Annotated in this window: 13 protein-coding genes; 9 read left to right on the plus strand and 4 right to left on the minus strand. The window is 72.6% G+C overall.

All coding sequences use genetic code 11. From position 1 onward, the window contains the following. Positions 1-144 precede the first annotated feature (144 nt). From ACFVQ0_RS10140 to ACFVQ0_RS10150, 3 genes are all read left to right on the plus strand, one after another. Positions 145-1,773, plus strand: a complete 1,629-nt coding sequence (locus tag ACFVQ0_RS10140; protein WP_390086384.1) for a succinic semialdehyde dehydrogenase — start codon at positions 145-147, stop codon at positions 1,771-1,773. A gap of 64 nt (positions 1,774-1,837) precedes the next feature. Continuing rightward, positions 1,838-3,679 (plus strand): GMC family oxidoreductase N-terminal domain-containing protein, encoded by a 1,842-nt coding sequence (locus ACFVQ0_RS10145; RefSeq protein WP_390086385.1) that lies wholly within the window; start codon positions 1,838-1,840, stop codon positions 3,677-3,679. Positions 3,680-3,963: 284 nt separating this feature from the next. Further along, complete coding sequence (locus ACFVQ0_RS10150) at positions 3,964-5,724, plus strand: peptidase (RefSeq protein WP_390086388.1); 1,761 nt, start codon at positions 3,964-3,966, stop codon at positions 5,722-5,724. A 353-nt stretch (positions 5,725-6,077) separates the two neighbouring features. Here the strand turns inward: ACFVQ0_RS10150 and ACFVQ0_RS10155 are convergent, their stop codons facing one another. Then, complete coding sequence (locus ACFVQ0_RS10155) at positions 6,078-6,380, minus strand: chorismate mutase (protein ID WP_390086390.1); 303 nt, start codon at positions 6,378-6,380, stop codon at positions 6,078-6,080. A gap of 317 nt (positions 6,381-6,697) precedes the next feature. Between ACFVQ0_RS10155 and guaA the strand changes: the two genes are divergently transcribed. The 4 genes from guaA (at position 6,698) to ACFVQ0_RS10175 (ending at position 11,254) form a co-directional block, all read left to right on the plus strand. Beyond that, positions 6,698-8,284, plus strand: a complete 1,587-nt coding sequence (gene guaA / locus ACFVQ0_RS10160) for a glutamine-hydrolyzing GMP synthase (protein WP_390086392.1) — start codon at positions 6,698-6,700, stop codon at positions 8,282-8,284. A 174-nt stretch (positions 8,285-8,458) separates the two neighbouring features. Then, positions 8,459-9,229, plus strand: coding sequence for a class II aldolase/adducin family protein (locus tag ACFVQ0_RS10165; protein WP_390086394.1), 771 nt, complete (start codon positions 8,459-8,461; stop codon positions 9,227-9,229). Between the two features lie 125 nt (positions 9,230-9,354). Continuing rightward, positions 9,355-10,620, plus strand: a complete 1,266-nt coding sequence (locus tag ACFVQ0_RS10170) for a hypothetical protein (protein ID WP_390086395.1) — start codon at positions 9,355-9,357, stop codon at positions 10,618-10,620. 127 nt (positions 10,621-10,747) lie between these two features. After that, entirely contained in the window at positions 10,748-11,254 is a 507-nt protein-coding gene (locus tag ACFVQ0_RS10175) for a DoxX family membrane protein (RefSeq protein WP_390086397.1), read from the plus strand. A 156-nt stretch (positions 11,255-11,410) separates the two neighbouring features. Here the strand turns inward: ACFVQ0_RS10175 and ACFVQ0_RS10180 are convergent, their stop codons facing one another. Then, positions 11,411-12,742: a PspC domain-containing protein gene (locus ACFVQ0_RS10180; protein ID WP_390086399.1), complete on the minus strand. Its 1,332-nt coding sequence runs from the start codon at positions 12,740-12,742 to the stop codon at positions 11,411-11,413. Positions 12,743-12,941: 199 nt separating this feature from the next. Here ACFVQ0_RS10180 and ACFVQ0_RS10185 point away from each other — a divergent pair, with 199 nt between their 5' ends. Further along, a complete protein-coding gene (locus ACFVQ0_RS10185; RefSeq protein ID WP_073732602.1) occupies positions 12,942-14,240 on the plus strand; it encodes an ATP-binding protein in 1,299 nt (432 codons plus the stop codon). Next, positions 14,224-14,928 (plus strand): response regulator transcription factor, encoded by a 705-nt coding sequence (locus ACFVQ0_RS10190; protein ID WP_073732601.1) that lies wholly within the window; start codon positions 14,224-14,226, stop codon positions 14,926-14,928. The genes ACFVQ0_RS10185 and ACFVQ0_RS10190 overlap by 17 nt, the downstream gene beginning before the upstream one ends. A 54-nt stretch (positions 14,929-14,982) precedes the next feature. Here ACFVQ0_RS10190 and ACFVQ0_RS10195 read toward each other — a convergent pair whose 3' ends face one another. Continuing rightward, on the minus strand, positions 14,983-15,756 hold the full coding sequence (locus ACFVQ0_RS10195; protein WP_390086401.1) for a GNAT family N-acetyltransferase: 774 nt from the start codon (positions 15,754-15,756) through the stop codon (positions 14,983-14,985). A gap of 42 nt (positions 15,757-15,798) precedes the next feature. Beyond that, a complete protein-coding gene (locus ACFVQ0_RS10200; RefSeq protein WP_390086402.1) occupies positions 15,799-16,851 on the minus strand; it encodes an NlpC/P60 family protein in 1,053 nt (350 codons plus the stop codon). Between the last annotated feature and the right edge of the window lie 147 nt (positions 16,852-16,998).

The following is a 16,998-nucleotide window of genomic DNA, read 5'->3' on the forward strand; positions in this document are numbered from 1 at the left end:
GCGAAGATAGCCCCTGATCAGCGGTTATGTAGCCAGTGGACACTGGCTCGATCGGCGGGTGCTCACGGAGGGCTCTTGTGGGGACTGTGAAAAGCCGTTACCCACGGGTACCCAAAGCATCCGGCTGGACGTACTCTCGCCCTCATGACGGACTCGCAGGCCTCCACGCCCACCTCCGCCGCCGCTGTCGGCACCAACCCGGTGGCCGCGGCGCCCGCGGGCGTGCGCACGGCCGCCGACGTCGTGACCCCCGAGGTGATTGCCCAGCTCACCCGTGGCGTCGCCGGTTCCGGCCGTACGGCCAACCACACCCCGTTCACCGGGGAGAAGCTGGCCGACCTGCCGGAGTCCACCCCCGAGGACGTGGCCGCCGCCTTCGAGCGGGCCCGTGCCGCCCAGCCCGCCTGGGCGGCGACGCCCGTCCGGGCCAGGGCCGCCGTGCTGCTGCGCTTCCACGACCTGGTGCTCGGCCGCCAGTCGGAGGTCCTCGACCTCATCCAGCTGGAGACCGGCAAGGCCCGGCTGCACGCCCACGAGGAGGTGCAGGCCGTCGCCGTCGCCGCCCGGCACTACGGCCGCAAGGCCGGCTCGTACCTGAAGCCGAAGCGGCACACCGGAGTCGTACCGACCCTCACCAAGGTCACCGAGCTGCGTCAGCCGCGCGGAGTCGTCGGCCAGATCGCGCCGTGGAACTACCCCTTCGAGCTGTCCGTCGGTGACGCGCTGCCCGCGTTCGTCTCCGGCAACGCCGTCGTCATGAAGCCCGACACGGAGACCGCGCTGACCGCGCTGTGGGCCCGTGACCTGCTGATCGAGGCGGGGCTGCCCGCCGAGGTGTTCCAGGTCGTGCTCGGTGACGGACCGGTGGTCGGCCCCGAGGTCGTCAAGCACGCCGACTACGTCTCGTTCACCGGCTCCACCCGCACCGGGCGCGAGGTCGCCCAGGGGGCCGCCGCCCGGCTGGTCGGGGTGTCGCTGGAACTCGGCGGCAAGAACGCCATGCTGGTGCTGGAGGACGCCGACGTGGAGAAGGCCGCCGCGGGCGCCGTCCGGGCCTGCTTCTCCTCCGCGGGCCAGCTCTGCATCTCCATCGAGCGGCTGTACGTGCACGAGTCGGTCGCGGACGACTTCGTGGAGCGGTTCGCCGCCCGTACGAAGGCGATGCGGCTCGGCAACTCCCTCGCCTACGGGGCCGACATGGGCTCGCTGGTCGGTGAGCGCCAGCTGGAGACCGTCAGCCGGCATGTCGCGGAGGCCGTCGAGAAGGGCGCCAAGCTCGTCGCGGGCGGCGTCGCCCGCCCCGACATCGGCCCGCTGTTCTACGAGCCGACCATCCTGGACGGCGTCGAGGCGCCGATGGCCGTCTGCACGGAGGAGACCTTCGGGCCCGTCGTCTCCATCTACCGCTTCAGCGACGAGGACGAGGTCATCGGCCTCGCCAACGCGACCCCGTACGGCCTCAACTCCAGTGTCTGGACCAAGGACGGCAGGCGCGGCCACGCCGTCGCCGCCCGGCTACGGACCGGCACGGTCAACATCAACGAGGGCTACGCCCCCGCGTACGGCAGCGTGCAGTCCCCGATGGGCGGCATGAAGGAATCCGGTCTCGGCCGCCGGCACGGCTCCGAGGGCATCCTCAAGTACACCGAGGCCCAGACGGTCGCCCAGCAGCGGCTGATCCCGCTCGCCCCGTCTTTTGGGATGGACGACGAGAAGTACGCGGCGTTCATGAGCCGCAGCCTGAAGGCGATGAAGGCCTTCCGCCTGCGCTGACCCCACGGCCCCACTGCCCCCGCACCACCTCAGCGTTTCTGTCCTTTTCGTACGGAGGAGTGCCATGTCCCAGGACAGCCCTGCCCAGAATCAGGCCGGACCCGGCGGTGCGGCGGACGACGACGCCGCGTACGACTACGACGTACTGGTCGTCGGTTCGGGCTTCGGCGGCGCGGTCTCGGCCCTGCGGCTGAGCGAGAAGGGGTACCGGGTCGGCGTCCTCGAAGCCGGCCGCCGGTTCACCCCCGCCACCCTGCCCAAGAACTCCTGGGACCTGAAGAACTACCTCTGGGCCCCCGCCCTCGGCCTCTTCGGCATCCAGCGGGTGCATCTGCTCGGCAAGGTGATGGTGCTGGCCGGCGCGGGGGTCGGCGGCGGTTCGCTGAACTACGCCAACACGCTGTACGTGCCCCCGGCGCCGTTCTTCGAGGACCGCCAGTGGGCGGGCATCACCGACTGGCAGGACGAGCTGAAGCCGTACTACGACCAGGCCACCCGGATGCTCGGGGTCCGGCTCAACCCGACGACGACCCCCTCGGACGTCCACCTCAAGGCGGCCGCGGAGGCGATGGGCGTCGGGGACACCTTCCACCTCGCCCCGGTCGGGGTCTTCTTCGGTGACGGCAAGGACGCCGACGGGACGGCGCGGGCCAAGCCCGGCGGCACGGTCGCGGACCCGTACTTCGGCGGCGCGGGCCCCGCGCGCAAGGCCTGTACCGAGTGCGGCGAATGCATGACGGGCTGCCGGCACGGCGCGAAGAACACCCTCAACGAGAACTACCTCCACCTCGCGGAGAAGGCCGGCGCGGTCATCCACCCGATGACCTCCGTCGTCGCGGTCACCGACCACCCGGAGGGCGGCTACCGCGTCACCACCGTGCCCACAGACCGCCGCCGGAAGGCGAAGCCGACACGGCTGCGCGCCCGCCAGGTGGTCGTGGCGGCGGGCACGTACGGCACCCAGACCCTGCTGCACACGATGAAGGACCGGGGACTGCTGCCCCGCCTCTCGTCCCGGCTCGGCGAGCTGACCCGTACCAACTCCGAGGGACTCGTGGGGGCGCAGACCTCCGACCGGCGCTACCGGAAGAAGCACGGCACCAAGGCCGACTTCACCAGGGGCGTCGCCATCACCTCCTCGATCCACCCCGACGAGAACACCCACATCGAACCGGTCCGCTACGGCAAGGGATCCAACGCGATGGGCGGGCTGACCATCCTCCAGGTCCCCTACAGCACCCACCGGGTGCTCGGCTGGCTCGGCAGCATGGCCAGGCACCCGGCGCTCGCCATGCGCTCGCTCTCCAACCGGCGCTGGTCGGAGCGGACGATCATAGGGCTCGTCATGCAGTCGCTGGACAACTCCCTGACCGCCTACCGCAAGCCGGGCGGCATAGGAAAGGGCCTGCTCACCGCCCGGCAGGGGCACGGCGCGCCCAACCCGACCCAGATCGCGGAGGCCACCAGGGGCGCGACGCTGCTCGCGGAGGAGATCAACGGCTTCGCGGGCTCCAACATCGGTGAGCTGATGGGCACCCCGCTCACCGCGCACTTCCTCGGCGGCTGCCCGATCGGCGCGAGTGCGGAGGACGGGGTGATCGACGCCTACCACCGGCTGTACGGGCACCCGGGGATCTCGGTGGTCGACGGTTCCGCGGTCTCCGCCAACCTCGGCGTCAACCCGTCGCTGACGATCACCGCGCAGGCGGAGCGGGCCATGTCCTTCTGGCCGAACAAGGGCGAGCGGGACCCCCGCCCGGCGGCGGGAGAGCCGTACGAGCGGCTGGCGGCGGTCGAACCGCAGGCGCCTGCCGTCCCGGCGGAGGCCTTCGGCGCGCTGAGGCTGCCGTTCCTGGGGATGCCCGCGATGCCGCGGAAGAAGACCGGGAAGACCGGGAGGTCCTGACCCGGGACAGCAGAAGGGGCTGCACCCCCCTCCGAGTGCAGCCCCTCATGCTCTACCGGTGAAGCCGAGTTACGGATGTGACCGGTGGTTCCGCATGCATGACCTGCAAGGCATCCCGATGGTTGTCCCGAAGTCCACGAAATCCTTATGTGACGTCGGTCACGCCACGCGATGTGCTCGATCCGTGATCTGGAGCCGCGCAACTATTCACCCGGGCCCATGGTCGTACCCACGTCGCCGCAAAGGCGATTACTCAGCTCCTCACGACCCGGAGAGCCCGCTATATGAGAAGCACGACCCCGAGAGCCGCTCTGCGCAGGGCCGCGGGAGGATTCGCCGCCGCCGGTCTGCTGGCCGTCGGATCCCTCGCGCTGACCGCCCCGGCGCAGGCCGCCGCCCCCGAGTTCACGCTCGGCGGACCGGCGGAGACCGCGCTGCACCCCTACCCGGCGACGGGTAAGCCGCAGAAGGCCTCACTCGACTTCACGGTCAACAACCCTTCGGAGGACGAGGAGAACGGCGCCTTCCAGGGCGAGTACACCGTCCGCTTCGACCTCAGCGGGATCAAGGGCGTCGCGGACGTGGCCTTCGCCAAGAAGGGCGGCGCCGACTGCACCGTGACCGGGGCGAGCGCGGTCTGCCACGACTGGGGCATCTTCCCCGGCCTGAGCACCCTCGCGGAGCTCGACGTCACCGCGGCCGAGGGCAGCCGGAACGGCGACACGGGCGCCATCGAGGTCACCGCGGAGGCGGACGGGGCCACGTTCACCTCGTTCACCGCGCGGATCGGCATCGGCGGCCCCGACCTGTCGATGGAGCGGCTGCCGTTCAGGACGGAGCTGAAGACGGGCGACACCCAGCCGGTGCCCGTCACCTTCACGAACAACGGCACCCGCGCGGCCGAGGGCGTACTGCTCACGCTGCGGTACACGCGCGGCATGGAGTTCACCGAGCGGTACCGGAACTGCGAGTACAGCGAGTCCGACGGGGGCATGGGCAGCCCCGGCGTCTGGACCACCGCCCTGTGCTCCTTCGACGGCAGCTACGAGCCCGGCGTCGCCTACACGCTGGCCGAGCCGCCCGCCATCAGGGCGACGGAGCGCGCCTTCTACGACTCCTTCCTCTACCGCGTCGAGGAGGGCGGCTCCGCGGCCCGCGCCGCGCAGCGCGCCGGTGCGAAGTACAGCCCCGGACAGGGCGCCGCGCTGGCCCTGCACAAGGCCCCGGCGGCGCTCTCCGCCGACCTGGACCCGAGCGACAACCAGCAGGAGGTCGACTTCCGGACCTCCAACACCGCCGACTTCGCGGCGTACGGCGACCGCGCGAAGGGCGCCGAGGGCGACTCGGTCCAGGTGAAGGTCGGATTCCGTAACCGGGGCCCGGCGTGGATCGGCTACATCCGCTCGGGCGAGGACGTCGCCACCGTCGACGTCACCGTCCCCGAGGGCGCCTCTGTCGTCGCCAAGCCCGAGTCCTGCCGGGGTGTGACGGCCGCCGGGGAGTACCGCGAGAACCAGACCGCGGCCCCGCGCTACTTCTGCTCGACCCCGATGTCCGTACGCGAGGACGCCGACTTCGCGCTGCCCTTCGAGCTGAAGATCGACAAGGTGGTCGCGGGGGCGTCCGGCAAGGTCGTCGTCCGCAACCCCTTCCTCCAGGACCCGAAACTGCGGTTCGACCCCGAGCCCGCCAACAACACCGCCTCGCTGGTCCTGAACGCCAAGGACTCCGGTACGGGCGATTCCGGAGCCACCACCGGCGACGGCGACGGCGGCACGGACTCGGGCGGCACGTCCTCGACGGGCACCACCACCGGCTCCGGTGGTTCCAGCGGTTCCACGGGTTCCACCGGAGGCTCGGGCGACTCCGGAGCCACCACCGGATCGGCCGGCTCGTCCTCCTCGGGCAGCACCGGCGGTGACTCCGGTGGCGGCGGCCTCGCCGCGACCGGTTCCGTCGCCCTGATGACCGGCGCCGCGGCCGCGGCCGCCCTCGTCGCGGGCGGGGTCCTCTACACGGTCTCCCGCCGCCGCGCGGCAGCGTAGGCACAGGCAGAAGAACGGACACGTCAGAACGGCCGGCCCCGGGCGTCCCCGGAGCCGGCCGTTCCTTCGAGAATCCAGCCCCCTGGGGGCGGACCCCGCGGTGACCGGGCTGCTGTCCCCTGCCGACCGGTCACACACGCCGGTGCGCGGTCCCACGGCGTACCTGCGGTACGCCACACGCCCCGGCGGAGCCACGCGTGGTTTCCTTCCACCGCCGCCCCTGGCTGGCACGGACACCGGGACCAACGAAGCCGCGGCGGGCCCGGTCACGCGCCGTACGGGTGAGACCGGGCCCGAACTGGGATACGTCCCTCCAGCCCTGCGGTGCCAAGGGCCGTCCGGCCCGCGCCGGGTCACACGCGGCCGCGGCACAGCTCCAGCAGCGTCATCGCCAGCGAGGTGCCGGGCTTGCCGAGCGCGTCCCGGTACTGGCCGAGGATCTCCATCTCCCGGGAGAGGTTCACCCGGCGGCCCCCCGAGGTGATCCGGGCCTCCTGGATGACCGAGGAGACGGCCATCCGTTCCTGGACGAGACCGATGATCCGGTCGTCCAGGGCGTCGATGCGCGCACGTGCGTCGCCGATCAGGGACGCGGCCTCCTCGGTGTGCGCTCCGGTCGCCTCTGCGGTGGCGCGGGTGGCTGCGGTGCTGCTCATGGTGGGTCTCCCGGGTAGCTGCGGCTCCCCCGGACCGACCGGGCCCGGAACGCCAGAACGCCCCGGGCCTGTCGGCCCGGGGCGCCTGGAACGTTGCTTGTCAGTTGCTCAAGCAGCACGACCATGGCAGCCGGCGGGCCGGGTGCCATAGGTAAAGACGAAGGTCGTGTGCTGACGCATGGCAGACAGTATGGACCCACTCCCGGCCGGGGCTCGCACCGGGCCCGGATGGTGAGACGGGAGTCCGGCGGGGCGATGGTCCACGGCCGGTAGAATCGGAAGAACCGACCCCCTCTCCACCGCCGGAAGGCCGCCCCGTGCCAGCAGCACCCCCCGCCGCCCCCGACACCACCACCGACGTGGTCCTCGTTGTCGACTTCGGCGCCCAGTACGCCCAGCTCATCGCCCGCCGCGTCCGTGAGGCCCGGGTCTACAGCGAGATCGTGCCGTCCACGATGCCGGTGGCCGAGATGCTGGCCAAGAACCCCCGCGCGATCATCCTGTCCGGCGGACCCTCCTCCGTGTACGCGGAGGGCGCGCCCTCGCTCGACCGCGCTCTGTTCGAGGCCGGGGTCCCCGTCTTCGGCATGTGCTACGGCTTCCAGCTGATGGCCACCACGCTCGGCGGCACCGTCGACGACAACGGCGCCCGCGAGTACGGCCGTACCGCGCTCGCCGTCTCCAAGTCCGGCTCGACGCTCTTCGAGGGCACCCCGGACCAGCAGTCGGTGTGGATGTCGCACGGCGACGCCTGCTCCGCCGCCCCCGAGGGCTTCACCGTCACCGCGTCCACCGACGTCGTGCCGGTCGCCGCCTTCGAGAACGACGAGAAGAAGCTCTACGGCGTCCAGTACCACCCGGAGGTCCTCCACTCCACGCACGGCCAGCAGGTCCTTGAGCACTTCCTGTACCGGGGCGCGGGCATCGAGCCGAACTGGACGACGACCAACGTCGTCGAGGAGCAGATCGCCGCGATCCGCGCCCAGGTCGGCGACAAGCGCGCCATCTGCGGCCTCTCCGGCGGGGTGGACTCCGCGGTCGCCGCGGCGCTCGTGCAGAAGGCCATCGGCTCCCAGCTGACCTGCGTGTACGTCGACCACGGGCTGATGCGCAAGGGCGAGACGGAGCAGGTCGAGAAGGACTTCGTGGCCGCGACCGGCGCGAAGCTGAAAGTCGTCGACGCGGAGAAGCGCTTCCTGGACGCCCTGGCCGGTGTGTCCGACCCGGAGCAGAAGCGGAAGATCATCGGCCGCGAGTTCATCCGCGTCTTCGAGCAGGCCCAGCTGGAGATCCTCCAGGAGGACGGCCCCGAGGTCGCCTTCCTCGTGCAGGGCACCCTCTACCCGGACGTCGTCGAGTCCGGTGGCGGCACCGGCACCGCCAACATCAAGTCCCACCACAACGTGGGCGGCCTCCCCGACGACATCGAGTTCGAGCTCGTCGAGCCGCTGCGCCAGCTGTTCAAGGACGAGGTCCGGATGGTCGGCCAGGAGCTCGGCCTGCCCGAGGAGATCGTCCAGCGCCAGCCCTTCCCCGGCCCCGGCCTCGGCATCCGGATCGTCGGCGAGGTCACCAAGGAGCGGCTCGACCTGCTCCGCGAGGCCGACGCCATCGCCCGCGAGGAGCTGACCTCGGCCGGCCTGGACCGCGACATCTGGCAGTGCCCGGTGGTCCTGCTCGCGGACGTCCGCAGCGTCGGCGTCCAGGGCGACGGCCGCACCTACGGCCACCCGATCGTGCTGCGCCCGGTCTCCTCCGAGGACGCCATGACGGCGGACTGGTCCCGGCTGCCGTACGAGACCCTCGCCAAGATCTCCACCCGCATCACCAACGAGGTGGCCGACGTCAACCGCGTCGTCCTCGACGTGACCAGCAAGCCGCCGGGCACCATCGAGTGGGAGTAGTCCCACCCGCCCGCCCATGACGATGCCGCCGTCCGGTCCTCCGGGCGGCGGCATCGTCGTACCTCTGGCCACCTGCGGCGACCGGCGGTAACTTCCGGATCCCGTACGTCTGATCCTGTACGTCAGAGCCCGTACGTCAGATCCCTCGCGCCAGGGAGCCCCGGAGGAGCCGTCATGCCAGAGCCCACACCCATACCGGTGGACCAGCTCCACTTCGCGATGCCGCCCGTGCACACCTCCCTCGGAGAGGAGCGCGCGTACCGCAAGGAACGCCTGGCCGGGGCGCTGCGCCTGTTCGGTGAGTACGGGTACGAGGACGGCGTCTCCGGGCACATCACGGCACGCGACCCGGAGTTCACCGACTGCTTCTGGGTCAACCCCTTCGGCGCCCCCTTCGACGGGCTGCGCCCCGACGAGCTGATCCTGGTCAACGGGGAGGGGCAGGTCGTCGAGGGCCGCCACCACGTCAACCAGGCCGCGTTCGCCGTCCACGCCCAGGTGCACCGGGCCCGCCCGGACGTCGTCGCCGTCGCGCACACCCACTCCGTGCACGGGCGCGCGCTGGCCGCCCTGGGGGAGCTGATCGAGCCGATCACCCAGGAGTCCTGCGCCTTCTACGAGGACCACGCCCTCTACGACGCGTACACGGGCGTCGTCGTGGACGAGGAGGAGGGGCGCCGGATCGCCACCGCGCTCGGCGGCCGCAAGGCGGTCATCCTGCGCAACCACGGGCTGCTGACCGTGGGCGACTCGGTGGACGCGGCGGCCTGGTGGTTCCTCACGCTGGAGCGGTCCTGCCAGGTGCAGCTGGCCGCGCGGGCGGCCGGGAAGCCGGTGCTGATCGAGCACCGGGACGCGCTCACCACCCGGGAGCAGCTCGGCAGCGACCTGGTCGCCTGGATCAACTACCAGCCGCAGTGGCAGCGCATCGCTCGAACGTTCTGACGAAGCCACCCGCCCGATGCGCCCCGATGCGGGAGCACCCCGTCCGGTACGGCACAATTCGCAGCAATCACAGCTGAGTTGGATTGACCACAGCTGTACCGGGGCGGGAAAGGGCGGCGTTCTCCGTGGCGTTGGACGAGGCACGACAAGGCGCACACGGCGGAGGCTGTACGTGCGGCGACTGCCCGCACGGCGCGCGCGAGGGACACCGCCGCGCGGTGGCCGCCTTCCTGGCCAAGCGGGACGGGCTCGCCGCGGGTCAGGGGCTGCCCGCCGCCGTCGCGCAGTCGCCCTCCGCGACCCGGCAGTGGGTCTCCGACGAGCTGACGCAGTCCGCGCGCGCCGTCGCGGACCGGGGCCGGGAGGCGGGTGACGCCTGGCTGTACCGGGTGTGGCAGCGCACCCTGCTCATCGTGTGGGGCGCCGTCGCCGTGCTGGCCGTCGCGGAGGCCGCCACCGCGATCGGCGCGGGCTGGAGCCACGCCCGCACCGCGGGCCTGGTCGCCGGACTCGTCACCGCCGGGCTGCTGACCGGGGCCGCCCATGTCCACCGGGCGCGCGGCGGCCTCCTCGCCCCGCTGATCGGTGAGGACAACCGGCTCTCCACCTCCCGGACGGTCGCCGCGTCCTGGGTGCTGCTCGCGGTCTTCTCCGTACTCGTCCTCGCGCTCCAGCTGGCGGTCGCCTCCGGGCACGCGCAGCGCGACGCGCTGATCGAGGGCCTGGACCTGGCGCGCGGCGCCGGGGTGGTGACCGTGCTGGCGCTGGTGTGCGCCATCGCCGTGGTGGTCCGCCGGGTGGTGGGCGTACGGGTGCTGTCCGGACGGCTCCAGAAGCTGCGGGCCGACCGGCCGCGCGCCGCCGACCTGCTCACCGACGACGCGGGCCGCGGCAGCTTCACGGATGTGCAGTACGTGCTGGTGTCCACCGTCGCGGTGCTCTTCGCCTCTGTCCGCCTGGCCCGGCGCCCCGAGCAGCTGCCCGATCTGCCCTGGGGGCTGGCCCTGCTGGTGGCCGTCTCGGCGGCGGCGTACTTCGCGGGCAAGTACACGGAGTCCGGCCGGCCCGTGGTGCTGTCGGTCGTCAGGGCCCGGGAGGCGGGCGATCTGGACGCGCCGATCCGGACCGGTGACGACATCGAGGTCCGCGGCGCGGGATTCGTGCCGCCCGGCGCCGGGGCCCCCGACCGGCTGGCCCGGATGGTCGTGCGGATCGGCCCGGTCCACGTCCACGTCCCGCTGGTCCCGGTCCCGGGCGGCTTCGCCAACCCGACCGACACCGTGCTGACCGTGCCGGTACCGGTGGAGGTGGAGCCGGGTGTGGTCGAGGTGCAGGTGATCACGGCGTCCGGCACCGAGTCGAACCGGGTCGAGATCGACGTGACCGACTGAGCCCCGGGAACCGGCCACGGCGGAGGTCGTAGGGTCTGGTGACGGGTCGAACGGTCCGGCGAGGGTCGAATGGCCCTGTGAGCGGGACCGGGCGGTCCGCCGCAGGGCCGCGGAAGGCGGGGCACCAATGCACTACGGCATGAACGGGCGCGGGCTGGGCGAGCCGAAGAGCCTGCGGGAGCTGGCACGGGAGCACGCCCTGCTGCCGCTGCGGATCTTCCTCGGAGCCACCTTCGTCTACGCCGGGCTCGACAAGCTGACCGACAGCGCCTTCTTCCATGCCACCGGCGACGGTTCCATCGGCCAGACGATGAACGCGGTCCGGGACTCCGCCGCGATCCCGGCCCTCGTCGACCTCGCGCTGAAGAGCCCGTCCGGCTTCGGCTACGCCATCGCGATCGGTGAACTCCTCGTCGGGCTCGGCACCCTCCTCGGCCTGTGGACCAGGGTCGCCGCGCTCGGCGGCGCGCTGATCTCGCTGAGCCTGTGGCTGACCGTCAGCTGGCAGACCGAGCCGTACTACCTCGGCAACGACCTGATCTACCTCATGGCCTGGCTGCCGCTGCTGCTCGGCGGGGCCACGTCGTTCTCGGTGGACGGCGTCCTCCCGCCGCGACGGCGCCGGATCCGGTAGGCGACCCAGGTGGTCAGCACGGCGACGCAGAGGCCACCGGTGAACAGCGCGGCGAAGAACACCCACGGAGCGTGCCAGAGACCGGCGGCGTCCGCCCCGTAACCGGCCGCCAGGCCCATCATCACCAGGCCCGCCACCGCCCGTCCGGGCCGGATCTCATGACGAAGCACGGAGGACCTCCACCTGTCCGACGGCGACCTTCAGATCGAGCTCCACGGTCCCGGCGGGCGGGCCGCCCGGCTCGGGGGGCAGCGTGCGGTGCTCGTTCTCCGAGACCCTGATGTCCACGTCACCCTGTCCTGACCCGCCGTCGGGCGACTCGCCCGGCAGCGTGACATCGCCCAGACCGGCCCGCGCGTCCAGCCGCACGGTGACCGTCCTCGGCACGCGCACCACGACCCGGCCCGCACCTACCTCCACCCGGGTCCTGACCGTGTCGCCCTTCGGTACGGAGAGCCGGGTGAGATCCAGGTCCACCACCCCGGAGCCCACCTCGTAGCGCGGCTGCACCGCGGCGACCGTGGCCGGGCGCCACTCCTGGCGCACCCAGTGCGCGGTGATGTTGGCGGGGAGCGCGGAGGCCCCCGCCAGCAGCCCCGCGGTGATCATCGAGAGCAGCACCGTGCCGAAGCCGGTCCGCCCGACGAAGGCGCTGACCAGCATCCCGGCCCCGAACACCGCGAGCGCGGCGGTCAGCCCGATCTGCAGGCTCAGCCCCAGCGGCTGGGTGTCCCAGTTCGCCCGCGCGCCCACCACGCCCGCCAGTACCGCCAGCAGGAAGACGGCCCCGGCGATCGAGGTCGCCTCCGGGTTCTGCCGCGACCTGCGGGGCGTCCGGAACGGGTCGGTGGCCGTCGCCCCGCGCGGCCCGGCCGCCCGGCCGTCCAGCGTGGTGTCCGCGGGGCCCCACAGATAGCCGGGACCCACCGGTCCCGTGGTGCCGTCCTTGATGATCGGGTCCCGCCACCAGGACGGGCTGCCGGGGCGCGGCGGAGCCTTCACCTCCGGCGGCGCGTCCGAGACCGCCTGAGCGGCCGCGGGATGCAGCGGGCCCTGCGGATCGCCCGTCCTGCGGTGCTGCGTCCACACGGAGAAGCCGATCACCGCGAGCGACAGCATCGCGGAGAACGCCAGCGTGCCGCCGTTGCCCAGCATCGACAGGAACAGCCCGCAGCCGACCAGCGCGAACAGCACCGCGATCAGCGACGCCCCCTCGACCCGGCCCGACAGCAGCCGGCGCGCCTCGTTCTCCTCCTCGCCGTCCAGCGGGACCAGCAGCCACGCGAAGCCGTAGAAGATCAGCCCGAGACCGCCGGTCACGGAGAGCACCCCGAGCACGATCCGGAAGATCACCGGATCGACGTCGCAGTACCGGCCGAGGCCACCGCAGACCCCGGCCACCACTTTCTGCCGCGAGCTCCGCCGCAGCCGCCCGCCTGGCCCGGCGGACGGTACGGCGCCGGGCGGCGCATCCTGGGGAACGGTCATGGCTCCATGGTGACGGGCGCCGGGCACGTCCGGCACCCGCCCCGACCCTGGACGAACCCTGAGATCGTCCCCGCCCGACCCTGAAGGGACCATTCCGGGCCGCACGCTCCGCCCGCCCCCGTTCCCGCCCCGGCTCTCAGGGTCGAAGTGGGGGCCGACCCTGATGCCACCGGCCGCACACACGTGTGACGATCGGGTCATGCCAGCCGCCACCACCCGAGCCGCCAGCTCCCTCAATCCGGACCCGGAGGAGCCGCCCCTGCGCAAGCTGTACCGCAGCGCCGACGGACGGCTGCTCGGCGGCGTCGCACGCGGTCTCGCCGGACATCTGGGGCTGCCGGTCGCCTGGGTGCGGTTCGTCTTCCTCGGACTGTTCTTCGCGGACGGCCTCGGCGCGCTCCTGTACGCCGTGTTCTGGATCGTCGTCCCGCTCGGCGTCGGCGGCGTGGACAGCCCCCGGTCCGTCTTCGAGACCGCCCCCGACGGCAGACGCCGGCTCCGCAAGCCCGACCGGGGCCAGGTCTTCGCCCTGGTCGCGCTCCTCATCGGCGCCGTGATCTTCGTCGGCAACGTCGACATGGGCAGCAAGGCCGACCGCTACATCTGGCCCACCCTGCTGATCGGCGCCGGTTCCGTCCTGGTCTGGCGGCAGGCCGACAACGCCCGCCGGGCCCGCTGGATGGAGGTCGGCAGCCGCCGCCGGGTGCTGAACCTGGCGCGCGGGCTCGCCGGAGTCGCCCTGGTCGGCCTCGGCCTCGCCGGCTTCATGGTGGTACGCGGCTCCGCCGCCCAGCTCGGCAACGTCCTGACCGCCGCCATCGCCGTGCTCACCGGCATCGCCCTGCTCGCCGGCCCCTATCTCGTGCGGATGACCCAGGACCTCTCAGAAGAACGCCTGATGCGCATCAGGGCCCAGGAACGCGCCGAGGTGGCCGCCCACGTCCACGACTCCGTCCTGCACACCCTCACCCTGATCCAGCGCAACGCGGAGGACGCGGGAGAGGTGCGCAGACTGGCCCGCGCCCAGGAACGCGAGCTGCGCAACTGGCTCTACAACCCCGAGGGCACCGGCAAGGACGAGGACGACGAACCCGAGACCCTGGCCGAGGCCGTCAAACGCGCCGCCGCGGAGGTCGAGGACAAGCACGGCGTCCCGCTGGAGGTCGTCGTCGTGGGCGACTGCCCGCTCGACGAGAAGCTGACCGCACAGATGCAGGCCGCGCGCGAGGCGATGGTCAACGCCGCCAAGTACGGTGGCGAGGGCGGCGCCGTCCAGGTCTACGCCGAGGTCGAGGGCCGCACGGTCTTCGTCTCCGTGCGCGACCGGGGACCGGGATTCGACCTGGACTCCGTACCGGGGGACAGAATGGGCGTACGAGAGTCAATCATCGGCCGGATGCAGCGCAACGGCGGCACCGCACGGCTGCGTTCGGTGCCCGGCGGGGGCACGGAAGTCGAGTTGGAGATGGAGAGGACGAGCGATGAACGGGACCACTGAGGCGACCGGGGGCCACGCGGACCCGGAGCGCCGGGTACGAGTCGTGCTCGTCGACGACCACCGGATGTTCCGCACCGGCGTACAGGCCGAGATCGGCCGCACGGAGGAGACCGGGGTCGAGGTCGTCGGCGAGGCGGCCGACGTCGACCAGGCGGTCACCGTCATCACGGCGACCCGCCCGGAGGTCGTCCTCCTGGACGTGCACCTGCCGGGCGGTGGCGGCGTCGAGGTGCTGCGCCGCTGCGCCCCGTTCATGGGCGCGGTGGAGAACCCGGTGCGCTTCCTCGCGCTGTCCGTCTCGGACGCCGCGGAGGACGTCATCGGGGTCATCAGGGGCGGCGCGCGCGGCTACGTCACCAAGACCATCACCGGCGCCGACCTGGTCGACTCGGTCTTCCGGGTCCAGGACGGCGACGCGGTGTTCTCGCCCCGGCTGGCCGGCTTCGTCCTCGACGCCTTCGCCTCGACGGACGCGCCGCCGGTCGACGAGGACCTCGACCGGCTGACCCAGCGCGAGCGCGAGGTGCTGCGGCTGATCGCCCGCGGCTACGCGTACAAGGAGATCGCCAAGCAGCTGTTCATCTCGGTGAAGACGGTCGAGTCCCACGTCTCGGCGGTGCTCAGGAAGCTCCAGCTCTCCAACCGGCACGAGCTGACCCGCTGGGCGACGGCCCGACGGCTGGTCTGAGCCGGACGACCGGTCCGGGCCGGGAAGCCGGTCCGGGCCGGAAGGCCGTCCGGGTCAGCCGGCTTCCCGTTCCGGATCGAGCGAGATGTTCAGCTTCTCGCCGACCCTGCGGTAGCCGATGGACGCGTAGATCCGTTCCACATCGGCGTCGCCCGGCTCCAGCCACACCACCCGGCAGCCCCGCTCGAACGCGGTCGCGGTGAGGCGTGCGGAGAGGTCGGCGCCGATGCCCCGGCGGCGGAACTCCGCCGATACCGCGAGCCCGACGAGCTCGCTGAGGCCGTCGACCGGCACCGAACAGCCGCCCGCGCCCGCCGGGATGCCGTCGAGGGTGGCGAGTGCGGCGACGCCGCCGTTGGCCGCCGCGTTGCGCAGCCACTCCGCCTCGCCGCCCTCCGGCTCGCCGGTCCCGCCGTACCCCAGGTGCTGGACGAGCGCGGCGGCGTCGAACTCCGCCGCCGTGACCGGTTCCGCCGTCACCAGACCCTCCACCGGCTTCGGCGGCAGCAGGCCGTCGGGGGCGCAGGCCAGGATCGGTGCCCGGTTCTCGACGGTGAACCCGGCGGCGAGCAGCGCGGGTTCGACCGAGGGCGCCCAGCCGGGCAGGTACTCCAGGCGCGGCATCCGGTCCCGCTCGCGGAACGCCGCCACCAGGTCGTCGAGTTCGCCGGGGGTCGGTTCCGCGCCCTGGTCCGGGATCGCGTAATTGGCGTACTTCAGCGACCAGTTCACATTGTGGCGCACCGTGAACGGGCCCACCCGGTAGTGGTCCGGGGAGCGGAGGGCGAGCGTACGGGCGTGGGTCTGGACGTCGAAGTCCATGGACATGTGTGGGTGTCCTTCTGTCCGGTCGGTCGGAAGGACGGGAGCCTATGCCACCCGGGTCGCTCCGGCGAAGGGCATTTCGTCGATCGGCGCGATGCGGACCGGGGCTCCGGGGCGCGGGGCGTGGATCATCCGGCCGTTGCCGATGTAGAGGCCGACATGGCTGATGCCCGAGTAGAAGAACACCAGGTCCCCCGGAGCGAGTTCGGACCTTCCGACCCGCTGCCCGGCGTTGATCTGGGTGTACGTGGTCCGGGGCAGCGAGACACCCGCGGAGCGCCAGGCGGCCTGGGTGAGGCCCGAGCAGTCGAACGAGGAGGGGCCGGTGGCGCCCCAGACGTACGGCTTGCCGAGGGCTCCGTACGCGAAGGCGACGGCCGCCGCCGCGCGGGCGTTCGGCGCCCGGTCCGAGCCGCGCGGGGCGCTGCGGTCGGCGTGGCCCGCGCCGCCTCTGCCGCCGTCCTCGGAGGCGTCGTAGGCGGCGCGCTGGACGGGGGAGAGGCGGGCCAGCAGCGTGCGGGCCTGCGACAGCTTGGCCCGGACCGTCGCCTTGTGCTTCTGGAGCTCTGCCTGGCGGGCGGCGAGCTCGGCCAGCTGCCCGGCCGCCTCCGAGCGCAGCTGCGCCACGTCCGCCACCTGGCGCCGCACGGTGCGGAGCTCGTCGGCCCGGCCGGACGCGGCCTGCTCCACGTAGGAGGCGCGCTGGAGGTACTGGTCGGGGTCGGACGAGAGGACCAGCTGGAGGGACGGATCGAGGCCGCCCGCACGGTACTGCGCGGCGGCGTACGAGCCCAGCGCCTCGCGCGAGGTGTTGAGCCGCTCGGTCCTGCGGGCGGCCTCGTCGCGCAGCGCGTCGATCGACCTGGTGGTGGCGGCCACCTTCACCTTCGCGCCGTTGTAATGCTCGGTGGCGACCTCCGCCTCCCGGTACAGCCGGTCCACCTCGGCCTTGACCTCGGCGGCGGTGGGCGTCGGCTCTGCGTGCGCGGATCCCGGCAGCGCGGCAGCGGTCGCGGCCCCGGCGAGGGCGAGGGTCGCTGCGGTGCGGGCAGCAGAGCCGGTGTACGGGCGCTGCTTGGGTTTCCGGTGCGCGGCCACGAGGGCGGTGGTCCTTCCAGTCGACTGCCCGCCGGGGCCTACCGGCGGACCCGCCCGGTCCGGCGGCGGGTCACCAACAGGGGGAGCGGCCCGCCGCCGGATCTCTCGGCGGGGCGACCGGGCCGTGCCGTCCGGGTGCGGAGCGGC

This window comes from Streptomyces sp. NPDC057900 (genome assembly GCF_042887885.1).
Lineage (GTDB): Bacteria > Actinomycetota > Actinomycetes > Streptomycetales > Streptomycetaceae > Streptomyces.